15 protein-coding genes are annotated in these 16,119 nt (G+C 61.5%); 5 read left to right on the top strand and 10 right to left on the bottom strand.

All coding sequences use genetic code 11. From position 1 onward, the window contains the following. Positions 1-79: 79 nt before the first annotated feature. Genes AACV02_RS09845 through AACV02_RS09820 form a run of 6 tightly spaced genes read right to left on the bottom strand, consistent with a single transcriptional unit; the run spans position 80 to position 6,237 of the window. Complete coding sequence (locus AACV02_RS09845; RefSeq protein WP_119739268.1) at positions 80-1,594, bottom strand: ABC transporter substrate-binding protein; 1,515 nt, start codon at positions 1,592-1,594, stop codon at positions 80-82. Next, positions 1,576-2,595, bottom strand: coding sequence for an ABC transporter ATP-binding protein (locus tag AACV02_RS09840; RefSeq protein ID WP_119739266.1), 1,020 nt, complete (start codon positions 2,593-2,595; stop codon positions 1,576-1,578). Before AACV02_RS09840 ends, AACV02_RS09845 begins: the two co-directional genes overlap by 19 nt. Continuing rightward, positions 2,592-3,548 carry an ABC transporter ATP-binding protein gene (locus AACV02_RS09835; RefSeq protein WP_119739264.1) on the bottom strand — a complete coding sequence of 319 codons (957 nt, stop codon included), beginning with the start codon at positions 3,546-3,548 and terminating at the stop codon, positions 2,592-2,594. The genes AACV02_RS09840 and AACV02_RS09835 overlap by 4 nt, the downstream gene beginning before the upstream one ends. After that, positions 3,545-4,402, bottom strand: a complete 858-nt coding sequence (locus AACV02_RS09830) for an ABC transporter permease (RefSeq protein ID WP_119739262.1) — start codon at positions 4,400-4,402, stop codon at positions 3,545-3,547. The genes AACV02_RS09835 and AACV02_RS09830 overlap by 4 nt, the downstream gene beginning before the upstream one ends. After that, a complete protein-coding gene (locus AACV02_RS09825) occupies positions 4,399-5,346 on the bottom strand; it encodes an ABC transporter permease (RefSeq protein ID WP_119739260.1) in 948 nt (315 codons plus the stop codon). Before AACV02_RS09825 ends, AACV02_RS09830 begins: the two co-directional genes overlap by 4 nt. Positions 5,347-5,349: 3 nt before the next feature. Beyond that, positions 5,350-6,237: a proline iminopeptidase-family hydrolase gene (locus AACV02_RS09820; RefSeq protein ID WP_119739258.1), complete on the bottom strand. Its 888-nt coding sequence runs from the start codon at positions 6,235-6,237 to the stop codon at positions 5,350-5,352. Between the two features lie 183 nt (positions 6,238-6,420). Between AACV02_RS09820 and AACV02_RS09815 the strand changes: the two genes are divergently transcribed. Beyond that, on the top strand, positions 6,421-7,185 hold the full coding sequence (locus AACV02_RS09815; protein WP_119739256.1) for a LuxR family transcriptional regulator: 765 nt from the start codon (positions 6,421-6,423) through the stop codon (positions 7,183-7,185). 93 nt (positions 7,186-7,278) lie between these two features. Further along, a complete protein-coding gene (locus AACV02_RS09810) occupies positions 7,279-8,211 on the top strand; it encodes a proline iminopeptidase-family hydrolase (protein ID WP_106576885.1) in 933 nt (310 codons plus the stop codon). A gap of 100 nt (positions 8,212-8,311) precedes the next feature. Here the strand turns inward: AACV02_RS09810 and AACV02_RS09805 are convergent, their stop codons facing one another. Further along, a complete protein-coding gene (locus AACV02_RS09805) occupies positions 8,312-9,814 on the bottom strand; it encodes a nucleobase:cation symporter-2 family protein (protein ID WP_119739254.1) in 1,503 nt (500 codons plus the stop codon). Between the two features lie 158 nt (positions 9,815-9,972). Between AACV02_RS09805 and AACV02_RS09800 the strand changes: the two genes are divergently transcribed. Further along, complete coding sequence (locus AACV02_RS09800) at positions 9,973-10,806, top strand: nucleoside-binding protein (protein WP_119739252.1); 834 nt, start codon at positions 9,973-9,975, stop codon at positions 10,804-10,806. Between the two features lie 129 nt (positions 10,807-10,935). On the opposite strand, the gene punC is transcribed toward AACV02_RS09800, so the two are convergent. Further along, positions 10,936-12,120, bottom strand: coding sequence for a purine nucleoside transporter PunC (gene punC, locus AACV02_RS09795; protein ID WP_106576888.1), 1,185 nt, complete (start codon positions 12,118-12,120; stop codon positions 10,936-10,938). 122 nt (positions 12,121-12,242) lie between these two features. Here punC and punR point away from each other — a divergent pair, with 122 nt between their 5' ends. Continuing rightward, on the top strand, positions 12,243-13,157 hold the full coding sequence (gene punR, locus AACV02_RS09790; protein ID WP_119739250.1) for a DNA-binding transcriptional activator PunR: 915 nt from the start codon (positions 12,243-12,245) through the stop codon (positions 13,155-13,157). A 143-nt stretch (positions 13,158-13,300) separates the two neighbouring features. On the opposite strand, the gene AACV02_RS09785 is transcribed toward punR, so the two are convergent. Continuing rightward, positions 13,301-14,470: an aspartate aminotransferase family protein gene (locus AACV02_RS09785; RefSeq protein ID WP_119739248.1), complete on the bottom strand. Its 1,170-nt coding sequence runs from the start codon at positions 14,468-14,470 to the stop codon at positions 13,301-13,303. Between the two features lie 103 nt (positions 14,471-14,573). On the opposite strand from AACV02_RS09785, the gene AACV02_RS09780 reads away from it, so the two are divergent. Then, positions 14,574-15,479, top strand: a complete 906-nt coding sequence (locus tag AACV02_RS09780) for a LysR family transcriptional regulator (protein WP_119739246.1) — start codon at positions 14,574-14,576, stop codon at positions 15,477-15,479. Here AACV02_RS09780 and AACV02_RS09775 read toward each other — a convergent pair. Further along, positions 15,476-16,099 carry an HAD family hydrolase gene (locus tag AACV02_RS09775; RefSeq protein ID WP_106576893.1) on the bottom strand — a complete coding sequence of 208 codons (624 nt, stop codon included), beginning with the start codon at positions 16,097-16,099 and terminating at the stop codon, positions 15,476-15,478. The two genes, AACV02_RS09780 and AACV02_RS09775, sit on opposite strands and share 4 nt — an antisense overlap. Positions 16,100-16,119 lie beyond the last annotated feature (20 nt).

Below are 16,119 nucleotides of genomic sequence, written 5' to 3'. Positions count from 1 at the left end.
GCGGTGTATTTGATATACCGAGTGGATGCCATCGCAGGCAAGCCAGCTCCCACAATGGTTTGCGGTGTATCTGGGAGGGTTAGTTTTTCACTACTTCTTCCAGGGTGAAGCGCCCCAGCGGGTTCTGCAGGAAGTTGCTCACATTCTTGCGTGAGATGTTGATGTACGGGCTGTAGTACAGGTCGATCCAGTTCACATCCTGTTTCGCCAGTTTCTGCAACTCGATGTACATCTGCTCACGCTTGACCGGATCAGCCTCGATCCGCGCAGCCGCCACCAGCTCCTTGACCTTGTCGTTCTTGTAGCGGGTCATGTAGTTCTGGTTGGTGTCGTGGCCCAGCACGAAAGTGGTTTTCTGGTCCGGATCGAGGATGTCGTTGGTCCAGTACATCACCGAAATATCGTACTCACCGTCCACCAGCATCTGCCAGCTTTGAGTCGGGTCAACTTTCTGCAGGTTGGCGGTCACGCCGACCTTGGCCAATTGGTCCTTGATGATCACCGCGATCTGCTCGTCGGCTTCGTTGCCGGCGTTGACCACGTAGTTGAGCTTCAAGTCCTTGGCACCGGCCGCCTCCAGCAGCTTTTTGGCGGCGGTCGGGTCATACGGGCGTTGCAGGTTGTTGGCGTAGTGGTACAGCGAGCCTTTCGGGATGTAGGAATAGGCCACGGTGCCCTGACCGTAAGTGGCGGTCTTGACCAGCGATTGTTTGTCGATGGCCATGTCCAGCGCCTCGCGCACTTGCGGTTTGGCCAGCAAGCCGTGGGCGTGATTGATCAGCAAGTGGTCTTCGCGGGTCGACGGGTCGGAGTGGATCACCACGTTCTTGTCTTTTTTCAGCTCTTCCACGCGGGAGAACGGTACGAAGATCGCTGTGTCGAGCTCGTTGTTCTGCACCATGCGCATGCGTGTGTTGTCGTCGGTGACCGATACCCACTCAACGCCATCCAGGCTCACGTTGTTGGCCTGCCAGAAGTTCGGGTTCTTTTTCAGAATCACCCGGTCGCCCTTGCGCCACTCGTCCACGGTAAATGCGCCGGACGTCACCGGGTTTTCCGAGTAAGCGTCTTCGCCCATCTTGGTCATGGCTTTTTCCGACAGGATCGACACCGTCGGCGACGCCAATTGCGAGAGGAAGGCTACAGCCGGAGTTTTCAGGGTGACGACCAGGGTGTGCGGGTCCGACGCCTTGGCCGTGTTGATCAGGCTGAACGGGTCGCTCCACAACGAGGCCTTGTTGTCGCGGATACGCAGCAGGCTGAACGCTGCGTCGTCGGCGGTGATCGGCGAGCCGTCGGAGAACTTCGCGTCGCGCAGTTTGAAGGTGTAGGTCAGGCCGTCCTTGGAAATGTCCCAGCTTTCTGCCAGGCCCGGCTCCATCTTGGTGCCCAGGTTGTCCACGCGCACCAGCGTGTCGTAGACGTTGGCGAACACCCAGGTGTCGCGGTTTTGCGCGCTTTTGATCGGGTCAAACGTGGTGCTGTCTTCACGGCAGCCGATGGTCAGCACACCGGCGGCCTGGGCCAGGCCGGCAGTGAGGGACCACGCGGTCAACGTAGCGGCGGCGAGCAACTTCAAGTGGCGCGATTGCATGTCATAACTCCTTGTTCATGAATGGCAGAAGGGGTGAGTGGCGCTTCAAGCACGCAACTGTATCGATGCTCGTGCAGGAAATGCGTCGGCGGTAACACCACGGAACACATCGTTCGGGCGTACCGGCAACGCGGGTGAAAGGCGCAGCCTGTGGGCAAATTCAGCGGGCTCGGTGGCTCACCGGGCAAAGGTTCTGCAGGCAACGGCCGATGCGGATCGATCTCGGGGATCGCCTCGATCAGCGCCGCCGTGTACGGATGGCGCGGTGCGGTAAACACCGCTTCCACCGGGCCTTCCTCGACGATTTTGCCCAGGTACATGACCGCCACGCGGTCGCACAGGCGCCGCACGATGGCCAGGTCATGGGCGATAAACAGGATCGCCAGGTTCATGCGCTGCTGCAGTTCCAGCAACAGGTTGATGATCTGGCCCTGGATCGACACATCCAGCGCCGCCACGCATTCATCGGCGATGATCAAGCGCGGTTCCACCGCCAGCGCCCGCGCGATACCGACACGCTGGCACTGGCCGCCGCTTAAAGAGCCGGGTTTGCGGCTGGCCAATTCGGGGCGCAGACCGACCAGATCGAGCAGTTCATTCACGCGGGCCGGTATCTGCTGCGGCGCCACTTTGCGCTGTACGCGCAACACTTCGGCAAGGGTTTCGCCGATGGTGTGGCGCGGGTTCAGCGCGGCGTACGGGTCCTGGAAAATCATCGCGGTTTCATGGCGCAGGCGGGCGATATCGATAGCGCTGCCATGGGCCATGTCGACGCCATCGAACAGCACCTGGCCGGCGCTGATCGGGTTGAGGTGCAGGATCGCCCGGCCGAGCGTGCTCTTGCCGCTGCCGGACTCGCCAACCAGCCCCAGGGTTTCCCCGGCGGCCAGGTTCAGCGAGACACCATTGACCGCCCTCACCCACTGTTTATGCAGGCCAAACAGGCCCGTACCGGACGCCGCGAAACGCACCTCAAGGTCCTTGATCTGCAACAGGCTCATGATCGGTCTCCCAAGGGATAGTGGCACGCCACCCGCGCGCCTTGGGGCAACAACTGCGTGCACAAGGCGCCCGCCTGCGCACAGCGCGGGTTGAAGCGACACCCTTGCGGCAATGCGTCCAGCAACGGCGGCTGGCCGGGAATCGTGCGCAGCAACGCGTGCCCACTGCTGTGGGCAGGCTGACAATCAATCAGGCCGGCGGTGTACGGGTGCTGCGGGTTGGCCAGCAACTCGTATTTGCTGCCGTGCTCGCACAGGCGCCCGGCGTACATCACCGCGATGGAATCACAGGTTTGCGCCACCACACCGAGGTCGTGGGTGATCATGATGATCGACAGGCCGCGCTGATCGCGCAGCTCCAGTAACAGGCGCAGGATTTGCGCCTGTACGGTGACATCGAGGGCGGTGGTCGGCTCGTCGGCAATCAGCACTTCAGGATTACAGCCCAACGCCACAGCGATCATCGCGCGCTGGCGCATGCCGCCGGAAAACTCGTGGGGGTAGTTGTCGACCCGTGCCTTGGGATCGGGAATGCCGACCTGGCGCAGCACGTCGATGGCTTGCAGGCGCGCATCTTTTTTCGACGCGCCCTGGTGCAGGCGAATGCCCTCGGCGATCTGCTCGCCGATGCGCATCAACGGGTCCAGATGGCTGCTGGGGTTCTGGAAAATCATGCCCAGTTGCCCGCCACGCACGGCGCGCATGCCAGCCTCGTCCAGCGTCAACAGGTCCTGCCCGGCCAGGCGCACAGCAGCGCCTTGCACGCGCAAGTTGGGCGACGACAGCAGGCGCATCAACCCGCGACAGGCCAGGGTCTTGCCCGAGCCGCTCTCGCCCACCAGGCCAAGGATTTCACCCTCGGCCAAATCAAAGGACACGCGGTCGACCAAGGTGACATCGCGCCCGGCATTGTTGGCGATCACGCTGAGGTCACGCACTTGCAGCAGGCTCATGCGCGATCCCCCAACACTTGCGCCACGCCATCGGCGAGCAGGCTGAAGCCCATGGCCAGCGTGACGATGGCCAGGCCCGGAAAGGTGCAAATCCACCAGGCCGTGGTGATAAACGCCTGCCCTTCGGCCACCATCGTGCCCCACTCGGCGGTCGGCGGTTGCACGCCCAGGCCCAGGTAACTCACGGCGGCGCCATTGAGCAGCACCAGCACGGCGTCAGACATGGAAAACACAATCGAACCGAACATGGCGTTGGGCAGCAAATGCCGGAACAGAATGCGCCCATGGCCAAAGCCCAGGCTTTTGGCGGCCAGCGCAAACTCGCTTTCCTTGAGCACCAGGATCTGCGAGCGGATCAGCCGCGCATATGACACCCAGCCCACCAGCGCCATGGCGATATAAAAGCTTTTCAAACCTGGGCCGAGAATCGCCATGATCGCCAGCATCAGCACAAGAAACGGGAATGCCAGGATCACGTCGATCACGCGCATGCAGAAGCTGTCGAAGCGCCCGCCGATGTAGCCCGAAACCGCGCCGACAAAGGTGCCGATCATGAACGGGAAAATCACCCCGACAATCGCCAGTTGCAGGTCGATGCGCGCGCCCCAGATCACGCGTGAAAGGATGTCCCGGCCGTAGTTATCCGTGCCGAACGGGTGCGCCAGGCCAGGCCCGAGCAAACTGATGTCAGTGTTCTGCGCAATCGGGTCAAAGGGTGCGAGCCACGGTGCAAACAGCGCCAGGGCCAACCACACCAGCAGGATCAGCAGGCCCCACGCCGCCGTCAGCCGGCCATTGCGAAAACCAAAACGCAGGCGCAAACGCCACGGAGCAATCAGTGGGCGGCCGCTCATTGCATCTTCACCCGTGGATCGAGGGCCACCGTCACCACGTCGGCAACGAAGTTGACCACCACCGTCGCACAGGCCAGCACCATGGCCACGCCCTGCACCACCATGTAGTCACGGGTGAAAATGCCGCGCACCAGCAATTGGCCGATACCGGGAATCGCGAACAGGCTTTCGATCACCACCGTGCCGCTGATCAGCCAGCCGATGTTCACCGCCAGCAGGTTGACCGCCGGCACCAGCGAATTGGGCAACACATGCCGACGGAACACAGCAGCTTCCGACAGCCCACGCGCCCGCGCGGCGGTGACGTGATCGGCCTGCAATTCCATCAACATGCTCGCGCGCAGGTTGCGCACCAGCACCGCCGACAGCGCCAGGGCGATGGTCAGGCACGGCAGCAGCATATGGTGGGCCTTGTCCAGCCAGGTTCGGCCGTAGCCAGACACCGGGAACAGGCCCCACTTCACACTCAGCAACAGAATCAACATCAAGCCCAGCCAGAACGCCGGCATGCCCAGGCCGACAGTGGTGAACACACGAATCAGGTTGTCCGCCCATCCGCCCTTATTACGCGCCGCCCACGTCGCCAACGGCAGCGCAATCACCAGCGCCAGCAGCACGCTGCCAAGCACCAGCACCAGGGTCGGCTCGATGCGGGTGACGATCAGCTTCAAGGCATCGACTTTGTACAGCAGCGATTGGCCGAGGTCGCCCTTGAGCAGGTTCTTGAGGAAGTAGAAGTATTGCAGCCACAACGGCTGATCCAGGCCGTATTGGGCGCGGATTTTCAGCAAGGCATCCGGCGTACTGCGCGAGCCGAGCAAGGCCCGGGCCGGGTCGCCCGGGATCGAGCGCACCAGCACAAAGGTGATCAGGCTGATGCCAAACAGCACCGGCAGCAATTGCAGCGGCCGGGACAGCACAAAACGGTAGCGCGCCAGGTTCATCCGTCAGCCCCGGTGACGCGCGAGGAAGTCCAGCAGCACCGGGAAGTACGCGTGGGGCTCCTCATAAAAAGGCATGTGGCTGCTGTTGGGGAACACGTGCAACTCGGCATGCCTGGCGGCCCGCTTCATGCGATGCGCGCAGGCGGGCGTGAGCTCATCGTGCTGGCCGGTGGTGATCAGGATCGGCATCTTGAACTCGGCCATCTCGGGGATGCGGTTCCAGTCCTTGAGGTTGCCGATGTAGAGGAATTCGTTGGGGCCTTGCATGGTTTCGTACGGGCCCATGTTCCAGTCGCCGAGCGAGCGCTTGACCGGCTCCGGCCATTCATCCAGGCGGCAGACGTGGCGGTAGTTGAGCAAGGTGATGGCGGCCTGGTACTGCGGGTGGTCCAGGGTGCCCATGGCTTCATGACGCTGCATCATGGCCACGGTTTCGCTGCCGAGGGCACCGCGCAGGCGTTCGAGTTCCTGGGACAGGTGCGGGATGTCGCCGACAGTGTTTTCGAGGATCAGGCTTTTCAGCGCATCGGGGTAATGGATGGCGAATTCGATGCCCAGCCAGCCGCCCCAGGAATGCCCGAGCAGGTGCACGCGGCCCAGGCCGAGGGCCTGGCGCACGGTTTCGACTTCTTCGACATAACGGCTGATTTCCCACAAGGAAACATCAGTCGGTCTGGCTGATGCGCCGGTGCCAAGCTGGTCGAATGCAACCACTCGCAGGTTATGCGCTTTGAGCCAGCCATGGGCGTCGCGCAAGTAGTCACACGGCAGGCCCGGGCCGCCATTGAGGCACAAGAGCACCTCATCGCCAGCGCCAAAGCTGTAGACCACGAGGTTATGGCCGTCGACTTGCACGTTGTACTGCTGGTCGGGGGCAATTTCACGCCACATGCATACATTCCTTGTGTTGTATCGGCCTGGCGGGTAGCGGCCGTTTATCAGGCCAACACTACCGAGGATGCCGTGCGTCCATAACCTAGTATTTCTTATAGGTTTGGCCTGGCAGTCCTTCGCCGGGGCGTGGCATTCTACTTGCCGCAAGTCGAGATTCAAATGAATTCGGGAGCAGAACGGATGCTGACCAGGCTGACTGCCTTCAATAATCGTCTGATGCCGGGCAGGAGCCTGGATGAACAGATGGACAATACCTTTATCCTGGCCCAGCAGCTGGGCTTCGACGCGCTGGTGTACGACTACACGCCGGTGCCCATCGACCAGGACGGCTCGCTGATCACGCCTTCGGTGCTGGAGCTGCGCAACACGCCGCCCGACTGGCATGCGTTGTGGTGCAGCGAAGGGTTTTACCAGATCGACCCGGTGCAACACCTGGCCCTGAGCACGGTGTCCCCGTTCGTATGGTCCTACGAGGCAAAAGCCCAGACCGCGCTGCAAAAAATCATCGACCCCTGCCACGCCCCCGTGTCTTCTTACCTGCATGAGCGCCAACTGACCTGCGGCGTCAGCGTGCCGATTCACCTGCCTCGCGGTGGTTTCGCGTCACTCACCGGCTTGCGCACCGGCAAGGCCAGCACGGTGTTGAAGGATGCGCAGCAGACCCTGGCGGACTTCAGCCTGATCACCCATGCCCTGCAGGAAGCGGCCTACCCGCTGTTCAGCAAAGAGCTGCGCACTTACCCGCATATTCACCTGACCAAACGCGAGCGTGAATGCCTGAAATGGGCTGCCGATGGCCTGACCGCTGCCGAAATCGCCACCCAGTTGAGCCGCTCGCTGGCGGTGGTCACCCTGCACCTGGCGTCGGCGATGCATAAATTGGGGGCCAAGAACCGCGTGCAGGCGGTGGTTCGCGCCACGCATTACCGCTTGCTGGAAGACTGAACCTTCGGCAAAACCTAGCTGTTTTGCTAGTTACTTAAACCTTGCGTGCGGACTATCGTATCCCTGATCCTTTTTTTCAGAGCAGGGTACGAAATGGAATTCATCGAGAAAGTCCGCGAAGGTTATGCGGCATTCGGCGCCTACCAGACCTGGTACCGCGTCACTGGCGACCTGACCACCGGCCGTACACCGTTGGTGATCATCCACGGCGGCCCCGGCTGCACCCATGACTATGTCGACGCCTTCAAAGACGTGGCCGCCAGCGGCCATGCGGTGATTCACTACGACCAGTTGGGCAATGGCCGCTCCACCCATTTGCCGGACAAAGACCCGTCGTTCTGGACCATCGGCCTGTTCCTTGAAGAGCTGAACAACCTGCTGGACCACCTGCAGATCAGCGATAACTACGCGATCCTCGGGCAATCCTGGGGCGGCATGCTCGGCAGCGAGCACGCGATTCTGCAGCCGAAGGGCTTGCGCGCGTTTATCCCGGCCAACTCGCCCACCTGCATGCGCACGTGGGTCAGCGAAGCCAACCGCCTGCGCCAACTGCTGCCTGAAGGCGTGCACGAAACCCTGCTCAAACACGAACAGGCCGGCACCTACCAGGACCCGGAATACCTCGCCGCCTCGCGGATTTTTTATGACCAGCACGTGTGCCGTGTCATACCGTGGCCGGAAGAAGTGGCCCGCACCTTCGCAGCGGTGGACGCCGACCCGACGGTGTACCACGCCATGAGCGGCCCGACCGAGTTTCACGTGATTGGCAGCCTCAAGGACTGGAATGTGATTGGCCGCCTGTCGGCGATCAATGTGCCGACCCTGGTGATTTCCGGCCGACACGACGAGGCGACGCCACTGGTGGTCAAGCCGTTTCTGGATGAGATCGCGGACGTGCGCTGGGCGCTGTTTGAAGATTCCAGCCACATGCCCCACGTGGAAGAGCGCCAGGCGTGCATGGGGACCGTGGTGAAGTTTCTGGATGAGGTGTGCTCAGTGCCGCACAACGTCCTCAAGGCGGGCTAAGTTCCACTGTGGAAACGGGCTTGCTCGCGAATGCTGGGTGTCAGTCAATGAAGGTTTCGACTGTTCCAGCGCATTCGCGAGCATGCCCGCTCCCACATTTTTAGACTTCGGTGGTTTCAGGTTTTACGGCCTTCCTTGGCACGTCAGCCACCACCGGAATTTCTTTCCCTTCAGCATCAAACAACTTGCCGCCGCTGAAGTAATCCCCATCGCGCAATGCCGCCACATCGTGGAAGCACAAACTGCGCTCAGTGCCCGCCACGAACACCGACTGCTGGTCCGAGTTACCCGCGGTGAAGTGGTTGAACGCCAGGTTCAACAGGATCGCCATGATCGCCGACGAACTGATGCCCGAGTGGAAAATGGTCGCGAACCAGGTAGGGAAGTGGTCGTAGAAGTTCGGCGCCGCGATGGGGATCATGCCGAAGCCGATAGACGTGGCCACGATGATCAGGTTCATGTTGTTGCGGTAATCCACCTTGGACAGCGTGCGAATACCACTGGCCGCCACGGTGCCGAACAGCACGATCCCGGCGCCGCCGAGCACCGATGTCGGCACGGCCGCGATCACCCGGCCCATAAACGGCAACAGCCCCAGCACCACCAGAAACACCCCGCCCGTGGCCACCACAAAGCGGCTCTTTACCCCGGTCACTGCCACCAGGCCGACGTTCTGGGCGAACGCGCTTTGGGTGAATGAACCGAAGATCGGCGCGAACATGCTCGACAGCATGTCGGCGCGCAAACCATTACCCAGGCGTTTGGAATCGACCTTGGTGTCGATGATCTCGCCCACCGCGAGGATGTCCGCCGAGGTTTCCACCAGGGTGACCATCACCACGATGCACATGGAAATGATTGCCGCCACATGAAAGGTCGGCATACCGAAATGGAACGGTGTGGGGAAGCCGAACATGGGCCCCTGGGCCACACCGGAGAAATCCGCCATGCCCAGAAACACCGCGATCACAGTGCCGATCACCATCGCCAACAGAATCGACAGCCGCGAAATGGCCGCGCTGCCGATCTTGCTCAGCAGCAACACCAGCACCAGGGTCAACGCGGCGAGGCCGATATTGGCCATGCTGCCGAAATCCGCCGCGCGGCTGTTGCCGCCCATGGCCCAGCGTGCCGCCACGGGCATCAGTGTGAGGCCAATGGTGGTGATCACAATGCCGGTGACCAACGGCGGAAAAAACTTGGTGATCCGTGAGAACACCGGCGTGATCAGCAAGCCGATAAACGACGCGGCCATCACCGCGCCGAGAATCGCCGGTAGTCCGCCGGCGCCATCACTGCCGACTATCGCCACCATGGTCGCCACACCGGCAAAGGACACGCCCTGCACCAGCGGCAGCTGGCAGCCAAAAAATGGCAGGCCCAGGGTCTGCAACAGCGTGGCCAGGCCACCGGCAAACAGCGACGCGGCGATCAACAGGCCGATATCCGCCGGCGACAAACCGGCCGCCTGGCCGACGATCAACGGCACGGCAACGATGCCGCCGTACATGGTGAGCACATGCTGCAGGCCGTAAGCCATGTTGGCGGCGGTGCCAAGATTCTCATCTTCTGGCCGCTGCGGTGACGCCTTCGGGATAGTCATGGTGAGGGGTTCTCTGTTTTTGTTGTGCGAACACTGTATGCAATGTTTGGACTGTATGTCCATAGAGTTGTATACAATCAATCGAACAAGATACCCTCCATCGGCGTTACAAAAACAATCCGGCCGTCATGAGCCAGAACGCCAAAGGACCTAAAACAATGAAAAAGGCATTACAGGGCGCAACCGTTGCATTGACCCTTCTCGGCGGTGGGGAGGCTGTCGCGGTGGAATGGATGAACAACAGCGTAGGATTTCGCTACGGCCAACACTTCACCAATCCGAACAACCCCGATGACTTCAGCAAACGCATCTACAGCTTTACCCACGCCAGTGGCTACCAATACGGCAGCAACTACCTGAACCTGGATGTGTTCCTGTCCGACAGCCACGACCCGCGCAAGGGCACCGACCATGGCGGCAGTGAGGTCTACGCCGTTTACCGGCATCAACTGTATGCATCGCGGGTGTTTGATGTGCCGCTCGGCACTGGGTTGATCAAGGATTACGCGCTGACGCTGGGCTTTGATGCCAACCGCAACAACAACGTCGCCTCAGCCAAAAAGCGCGCACTGGTGATCGGCCCGACGCTGAAGTTCAACACGGTCGGTGTGTTGGACCTGAGCCTGATGTACTACAAGGAAAAGAACCACACCGGCATCCCCGGCGCGCAGGAGTCAAACCATACGTTTGACGACACCTTCATGCTCAACCTGACGTGGATGCGCCCGTTCGACATCGCCAACCATGCGGCGAAATTCCAGGGTTTTATCAATTACGTTGGGGAAAAAGGCGAGGACTACCATGGCCGCGACACCGCGCCAGAAACGCTGATGCGCACCGCGCTGATGGTGGCGGTAAGGCCGGGTAAAAGTGTGAAGCCGAACCTGTATCTCGGGGTGGGCTATGAGTACTGGCACAACAAGTTCGGCGTGGACGGCGGCCGGGGAACTCGGACTTCCACGCCAACGCTGAACATGGAAGTCACGTTCTAACCCCTGAAGAAACCCAATCAACTGTGGGAGCTGGCTTGCCTGCGATGCAGGCACCTGGGTACTTCGGAATCACCGACTCGATGCTATCGCAGGCAAGCCAGCTCCCACATTTTTGATCGCAGTGCAGATTTAAGCGTTTGCGAGTTCCGAGTTATCCGTCTTCGGCCGCGCCAGCCAATACCCCAGCACCGCCAACGGCGCCGTTGCGAGCATCACGATCACGGTGATCAGCAACGGCTGGTCAATCATCGACGACACCAGCAGGCTGCTGAGAAAGCACAGCCCCAGCTGCAAGGTGTTTTGCAGTGCCGCTGCCTTGCCGGAATTTTCCGCAAACGGCATCAGCGCATTCGCCACCACGATCGGGTAACTGGCACCGTTGACCAGCGCCATCAGGCAGAACGGGATCAGCAAGGTGGTCAGGGTGGGCACGGTCAACGTGGCGACCAGGTACAACGCCACCATGCTGATGCAGTACGCCACCAGTAACCAGGGCAGCAGGGTTTTGCCCTGATAGCGCTGCAATGCGCTGCGGCAGCTGTAACCACCGATCAGAAACGCCAACGTCGGCAGCACGTAGCTCAGGCCAATGTCATTCGGGCTGTAACCCATGTCGCCCAGGATGAAGGGCGAGGCCGTCAACCAGGCAAAGAAACTGGCCGAGCAGGCTGCGAAGATCATCACGTTGCCGGTGAACACGCGGGAGGTCAGCAACTGCCCATAACCGAGGCGCGAAGGTTCGCCCTCCTCTGCCCGACGTTTGGGCATTTTGCGCAGCAACAAAGTCGGCAGCAGCAACAGCAGCGACACGCCCAGCAGTACACCGAAGATCGCCTGCCAGCCGAAGTGATTCAACACCATGGCGCCCAGCAACGGCGCCAGGGCCGGTGACAGCGACATCAGCGGCATGATGCTGGCGAACACGCGATGCGCCTTATCGGCCGGGTATCGGTCGATCACCAGTGCCTGCCAGCTCACCGCCGCAGAACACACGCCAATCGCTTGCATAAAACGCAACGCCAGCAGTTGCGGCGCGGTTTCGACCCAGAACATGCCCAGGCAACCCACTACAAACAGGCTCAGGCCCGCCAGCAGTATCGGCTTGCGCCCGAGGCGGTCGGACAACGGCCCCCACAACAACTGCCCCACCGCAAAACCGGCGAGGAAAATACTCAAGCTGGCGCCCACGGCGCCCGCACTGATCTGCAACTGCTCGCCCATGGCGCCGAACGCCGGCAAGTACATATCCATGGCGAGATAACCGAGCATGCTCAGCCCCGCCAGGTACCACGTGAAACCAAAAGAATTTTTCATTGAAGCCTTGCTGACCTTGCCATCAAACTATTTGCTGACTGGCGCCCATTATGAAGCTGACAGTGTGGGTGTGAAGCGATAATAATTGGACACCTCTATCAAATATTTTGAAGGCAACCATCATGTGGTCCGAGTACTCGCTGGATGTGGTGGATGCCGTGGCGCGCCACGGCAGCTTCAGCGCGGCCGCCCAGGAACTGCACCGCGTGCCTTCGGCCATCAGCTATACGGTGCGTCAGCTCGAGGAATGGCTGGCGGTGCCGCTGTTTGTGCGGCGCCATCGTGACGTGGAGCTGACCCCGGCCGGCCGTCTATTTATAGACGAAGCCCGCGGCGTGATGAAAAAAATGCTCGGTACACGGCGTTTGTGCCAGCAGGTGGCGAATGGCTGGAGCGGCCAATTGAAGGTTGCGGTGGATTCCATCGTCAAACCCCAGCGCTGTCGGCAACTGGTGCTGGACTTCTATCGGCAGTTTCCCGAGGTGGAATTGCTGTTGGAATACGAGGTGTACAACGGCGTATGGGATGCGCTGGCCGATGAACGCACCGACATTGTGATCGGCGCCACCAGCGCGGTGCCGGTGGCCAGCCACTTCACCTTTCGCGACATGGGCCTGCTGAACTGGCTGTGTGTGGTCAGCGCCAGGCATCCGCTGGCGACGCTGGACGGCTTGCTCAGTGACGATCAACTGCGGCCGTTCGCGTCGCTGTGCATGACCGACACCTCGCGCAACCTGCCCAAGCGCGACACCTGGACCCTGGATAACCAACGCCGGCTGGTGGTACCCAACTGGTCCTCGGCGCTTGATTGCCTGCGCGATGGCCTGTGCGTGGGCATGGCGCCGGCGCATCAGGTGTTGCCGTGGATCGAACGTGGCGCGCTGGTCGCGCTGCAATTGCGCCGGCCGTTCCCGGCCAGCCCGTCGTGCGTGGCCTGGGCGCAGAGCAAATTGTCGCCGGCGATGAGTTGGTTACTGGAGTACCTGGGCGATACCGACACCATGAATCAGGAGTGGCTCAACGGCCCAGATCTGTGAAAGTCACACGGATTCAATGTGTGCATGTGTGGGAGGTGGCTTGCCTGCGATGCAAGCGCCTCGGTCTTAATGTCAGACCGAGGTGATGCTATCGCAGGCAAGCCAGCTCCCACACAAGCCAGCTCCCACACTTTTACCGGGTTTCAGTCCAATAAGCGGGCAATGGCCCTTACGATCATCTCTACCTCCTTGGCCTCCAGCGTCAGCGGCGGCAGCAGGCGGATGATCTTGCCGCGCGTCACGTTGATCAAAAGCCCATGTTCGTGCGCTGCGCGATAAGCCAGATCGCGATAAGGCTGTGCCAGTTCGATCCCGACCATCAGGCCTTGCCCGCGAATCGCCAGCACCTGCGGGTGCTCGCTTAACTCCACACGCAGGCGCGCCAACAGCCGTTCGCCCTGTTGCGCGGCGTTCTGCAGCAGGCCTTGCTCTTCAATAATGTCCAGCACCGTGCAGCCCACGCGGCAGGCCAGCGGGTTGCCGCCGAATGTGCTGCCGTGGCTGCCGGGTGTGAACAGCTGGGCCACAGCGGCCCGGGCCAGGCAGGCGCCGATGGGCACGCCATTGCCAAGGCCTTTGGCCAGCGTCATCACGTCCGGCACGATACCTTCATGCTGGAACGCAAACCATGCGCCGGTGCGGCCGATGCCGGTCTGGATTTCATCGAGCATCATCAGCCAGCCGTGGCGCGTGCAATGCTCGCGCAGGGCTTTGAGGTAGCCGGGCGGCGCTGGCAGCACGCCACTCTCGCCCTGGATCGGTTCCAGCAGCACCGCGGCAATGCGCGGGCCGAATGGTTGCGTGATGGCTTCCAGCGCCGCCAGGTCGCCAAACCCGACCTTGAGAAAATCCCCCGGCAAGCGCTGAAACCCCAGGCGCACCGACGGCCCGTCGCTGGCCGCCATGGTGCCAAGGGTGCGCCCGTGAAACGCATTTTCCATCACGACCACCAGCGGCTCTTCGATGCCCTTTTTCCAGCCATGCAGCCGAGCGAGTTTCAGCGCTGTTTCGTTGGCTTCGGCGCCGGAGTTGTTGAAGAACGCACGGTCAAGGCCAGACAACTGTGCCAGGCGCTGGGCCAGCCGTTGCTGCCAATCAATGTTGTAGAGGTTGGAGGTGTGCAGCAACAGGCCCGCCTGTTCACTGATCGCCGTCACCAGCCGAGGGTGGGAATGCCCGACATTGGTCACCGCCACGCCGGCGACCGCGTCGAGGTATTCACGGCCCTGCTGGTCCCACAGGCGCGTGCCCAGGCCGCGGGTGAAGCTCAGGGCCAAGGGTTGATACGTGGTCATCAGGCAGGCGGCGGTCATGGTGGCAAGCTCCAGTGCATCATAGTGATGGCATCAGTATCGTTAGCCACCCGAGCTGGATAAACTGCGCATTCCTGTAATGACTTTAAACCAAGGCTTGATAATGGATCTGTTCCAGGCAATGTCGGTGTACGTCAAGGTGGTGGAGAGCGGCAGCATGACGGCCGCCGCGCAGGAATGCGGGATGTCGACCACCATGGTCGGCAATCACCTCCGCGCCCTGGAGCAGCGCCTGGGCGTCAGCCTGCTCAAGCGCACCACGCGCAAGCAAAGCCTCACCGAGTTTGGTGGGCAGTATTACCAGCGCTGCCTGGAGGTACTGGGGCTGGTTGCCGACTCTGAAGTGTTGGCGGAGCAGGCCCACAGCGAAACGCCCAAGGGCAACCTGCGCATTACCGCGCCACCGGTATTCGGCACCGAACGCCTGACGCCCGCCCTGAGCGAATTTTCTCAACGCTACCCGCTGATCAACCTCTACGTGGTGCTCAGCAACGAGCGGATGGACCTGGTCGACAGCGGCTTCGACGTAGCCATCCGCCTTGGCGAGCTGGAAACCTCCAGCCTGATCGCCCGGCCCATGCAGGCCTACACCCTCACCCTCTGCGCTTCACCGGATTACCTGGCACGCCGCGGCACGCCGCAGACACCCAGTGACCTGCAGCACCATGACTGCCTGGCGTTCGCCTACCCCGCGACCGACAACTGGCGCGACTCCGACAAACTCTGGCGCCTGACTGGCGAGGAAGGCGAGGTGGAGGTGCCGGTGTCCGGGTCATTGACCATCAACAGCTCGCAAGGCCTGCGCCAGGCGGCCCTGAACGGCATGGGCATCATCATGCTGGCCGATGCCCTGGTGCAACCGGACCTGGAGAGCGGCAAGCTGGTAGCCTTGTTAACGTCCTACACGCTACCCCGCCGCCCCATGCACCTGCTTTACAGACAGGACCGCTACCGCCTGCCCAAGCTGCGCGCCTTTGTGGATTTCGCCATGGAAAAATGGGCGCACTAGAAGTCCACGCCCAACGCCCGCAGGCGCGCCGCAGTACGCTCGGCCGACACGTGATGAATACCTTGCCAACCGAGGGCGACGGCGGCCTCGACATTGCCCGCCACGTCGTCGATAAACACCACCTCGCCCGGCTGGATATCCGGCAGATGGGCGCGCACCTGGCCGAGGCTCGCGTGATAGATCGCCGCGTCCGGCTTGATTTGCTTCAACTCGCCGGAGACCACAATGTCGCGCAAATACTGCAGGAACGGGTAGTTGGCCCGCGCATAGGGAAAGGTTTCAGCCGACCAGTTGGTCAGCCCGAACAGCGGCATATCGGCTTGATGCAACGCCTCGAGAATCGCCACACCTTCGGGCAACGCGCCGCGCAGCATTTCGTGCCAACGGTCGTAATAGGCCTGGATCAAGGGTGCGTGTTCCGGGTACTGCTCGATCAGGTGGCGCGTGCCTTCGGCCAGGCTGCGACCGGCGTCCTGCTCGGTGTTCCAGGCTTGGGTGCAAATGGTGTCGAGAAAGTGTTGCCGCTCGTGATCGTCGGCAATCAGCTGGCGGTACAGGTGGTGCGGGTTCCAGTCGAACAGGACACCGCCGAAATCAAAAACTACTGCACGAATCGTCATCAGATCCTCCGTTAGCGTGG

The organism is Pseudomonas sp. Larv2_ips (genome assembly GCF_963879675.1).
Taxonomy (GTDB): domain Bacteria; phylum Pseudomonadota; class Gammaproteobacteria; order Pseudomonadales; family Pseudomonadaceae; genus Aquipseudomonas.
This window is presented reverse-complemented; position numbering and strand designations above follow the sequence as displayed.

Excerpts from the sequence above, each read along its gene's own strand:
- punR (WP_119739250.1), top strand. The coding sequence starts at position 12,243 with ATGTGGTCCGAGTACTCGCTGGATGTGGTGGATGCCGTGGCGCGCCAC.
- AACV02_RS09830 (WP_119739262.1), bottom strand. The coding sequence starts at position 4,402 with ATGAGCGGCCGCCCACTGATTGCTCCGTGGCGTTTGCGCCTGCGTTTT.
- AACV02_RS09775 (WP_106576893.1), bottom strand. The coding sequence starts at position 16,099 with ATGACGATTCGTGCAGTAGTTTTTGATTTCGGCGGTGTCCTGTTCGAC.
- AACV02_RS09810 (WP_106576885.1), top strand. The coding sequence starts at position 7,279 with ATGGAATTCATCGAGAAAGTCCGCGAAGGTTATGCGGCATTCGGCGCC.
- AACV02_RS09840 (WP_119739266.1), bottom strand. The coding sequence starts at position 2,595 with ATGAGCCTGTTGCAGATCAAGGACCTTGAGGTGCGTTTCGCGGCGTCC.
- AACV02_RS09845 (WP_119739268.1), bottom strand. The coding sequence starts at position 1,594 with ATGCAATCGCGCCACTTGAAGTTGCTCGCCGCCGCTACGTTGACCGCG.
- AACV02_RS09785 (WP_119739248.1), bottom strand. The coding sequence starts at position 14,470 with ATGACCGCCGCCTGCCTGATGACCACGTATCAACCCTTGGCCCTGAGC.
- AACV02_RS09835 (WP_119739264.1), bottom strand. The coding sequence starts at position 3,548 with ATGAGCCTGCTGCAAGTGCGTGACCTCAGCGTGATCGCCAACAATGCC.
- AACV02_RS09820 (WP_119739258.1), bottom strand. The coding sequence starts at position 6,237 with ATGTGGCGTGAAATTGCCCCCGACCAGCAGTACAACGTGCAAGTCGAC.
- AACV02_RS09800 (WP_119739252.1), top strand. The coding sequence starts at position 9,973 with ATGAAAAAGGCATTACAGGGCGCAACCGTTGCATTGACCCTTCTCGGC.
- AACV02_RS09780 (WP_119739246.1), top strand. The coding sequence starts at position 14,574 with ATGGATCTGTTCCAGGCAATGTCGGTGTACGTCAAGGTGGTGGAGAGC.
- punC (WP_106576888.1), bottom strand. The coding sequence starts at position 12,120 with ATGAAAAATTCTTTTGGTTTCACGTGGTACCTGGCGGGGCTGAGCATG.
- AACV02_RS09805 (WP_119739254.1), bottom strand. The coding sequence starts at position 9,814 with ATGACTATCCCGAAGGCGTCACCGCAGCGGCCAGAAGATGAGAATCTT.
- AACV02_RS09825 (WP_119739260.1), bottom strand. The coding sequence starts at position 5,346 with ATGAACCTGGCGCGCTACCGTTTTGTGCTGTCCCGGCCGCTGCAATTG.
- AACV02_RS09815 (WP_119739256.1), top strand. The coding sequence starts at position 6,421 with ATGCTGACCAGGCTGACTGCCTTCAATAATCGTCTGATGCCGGGCAGG.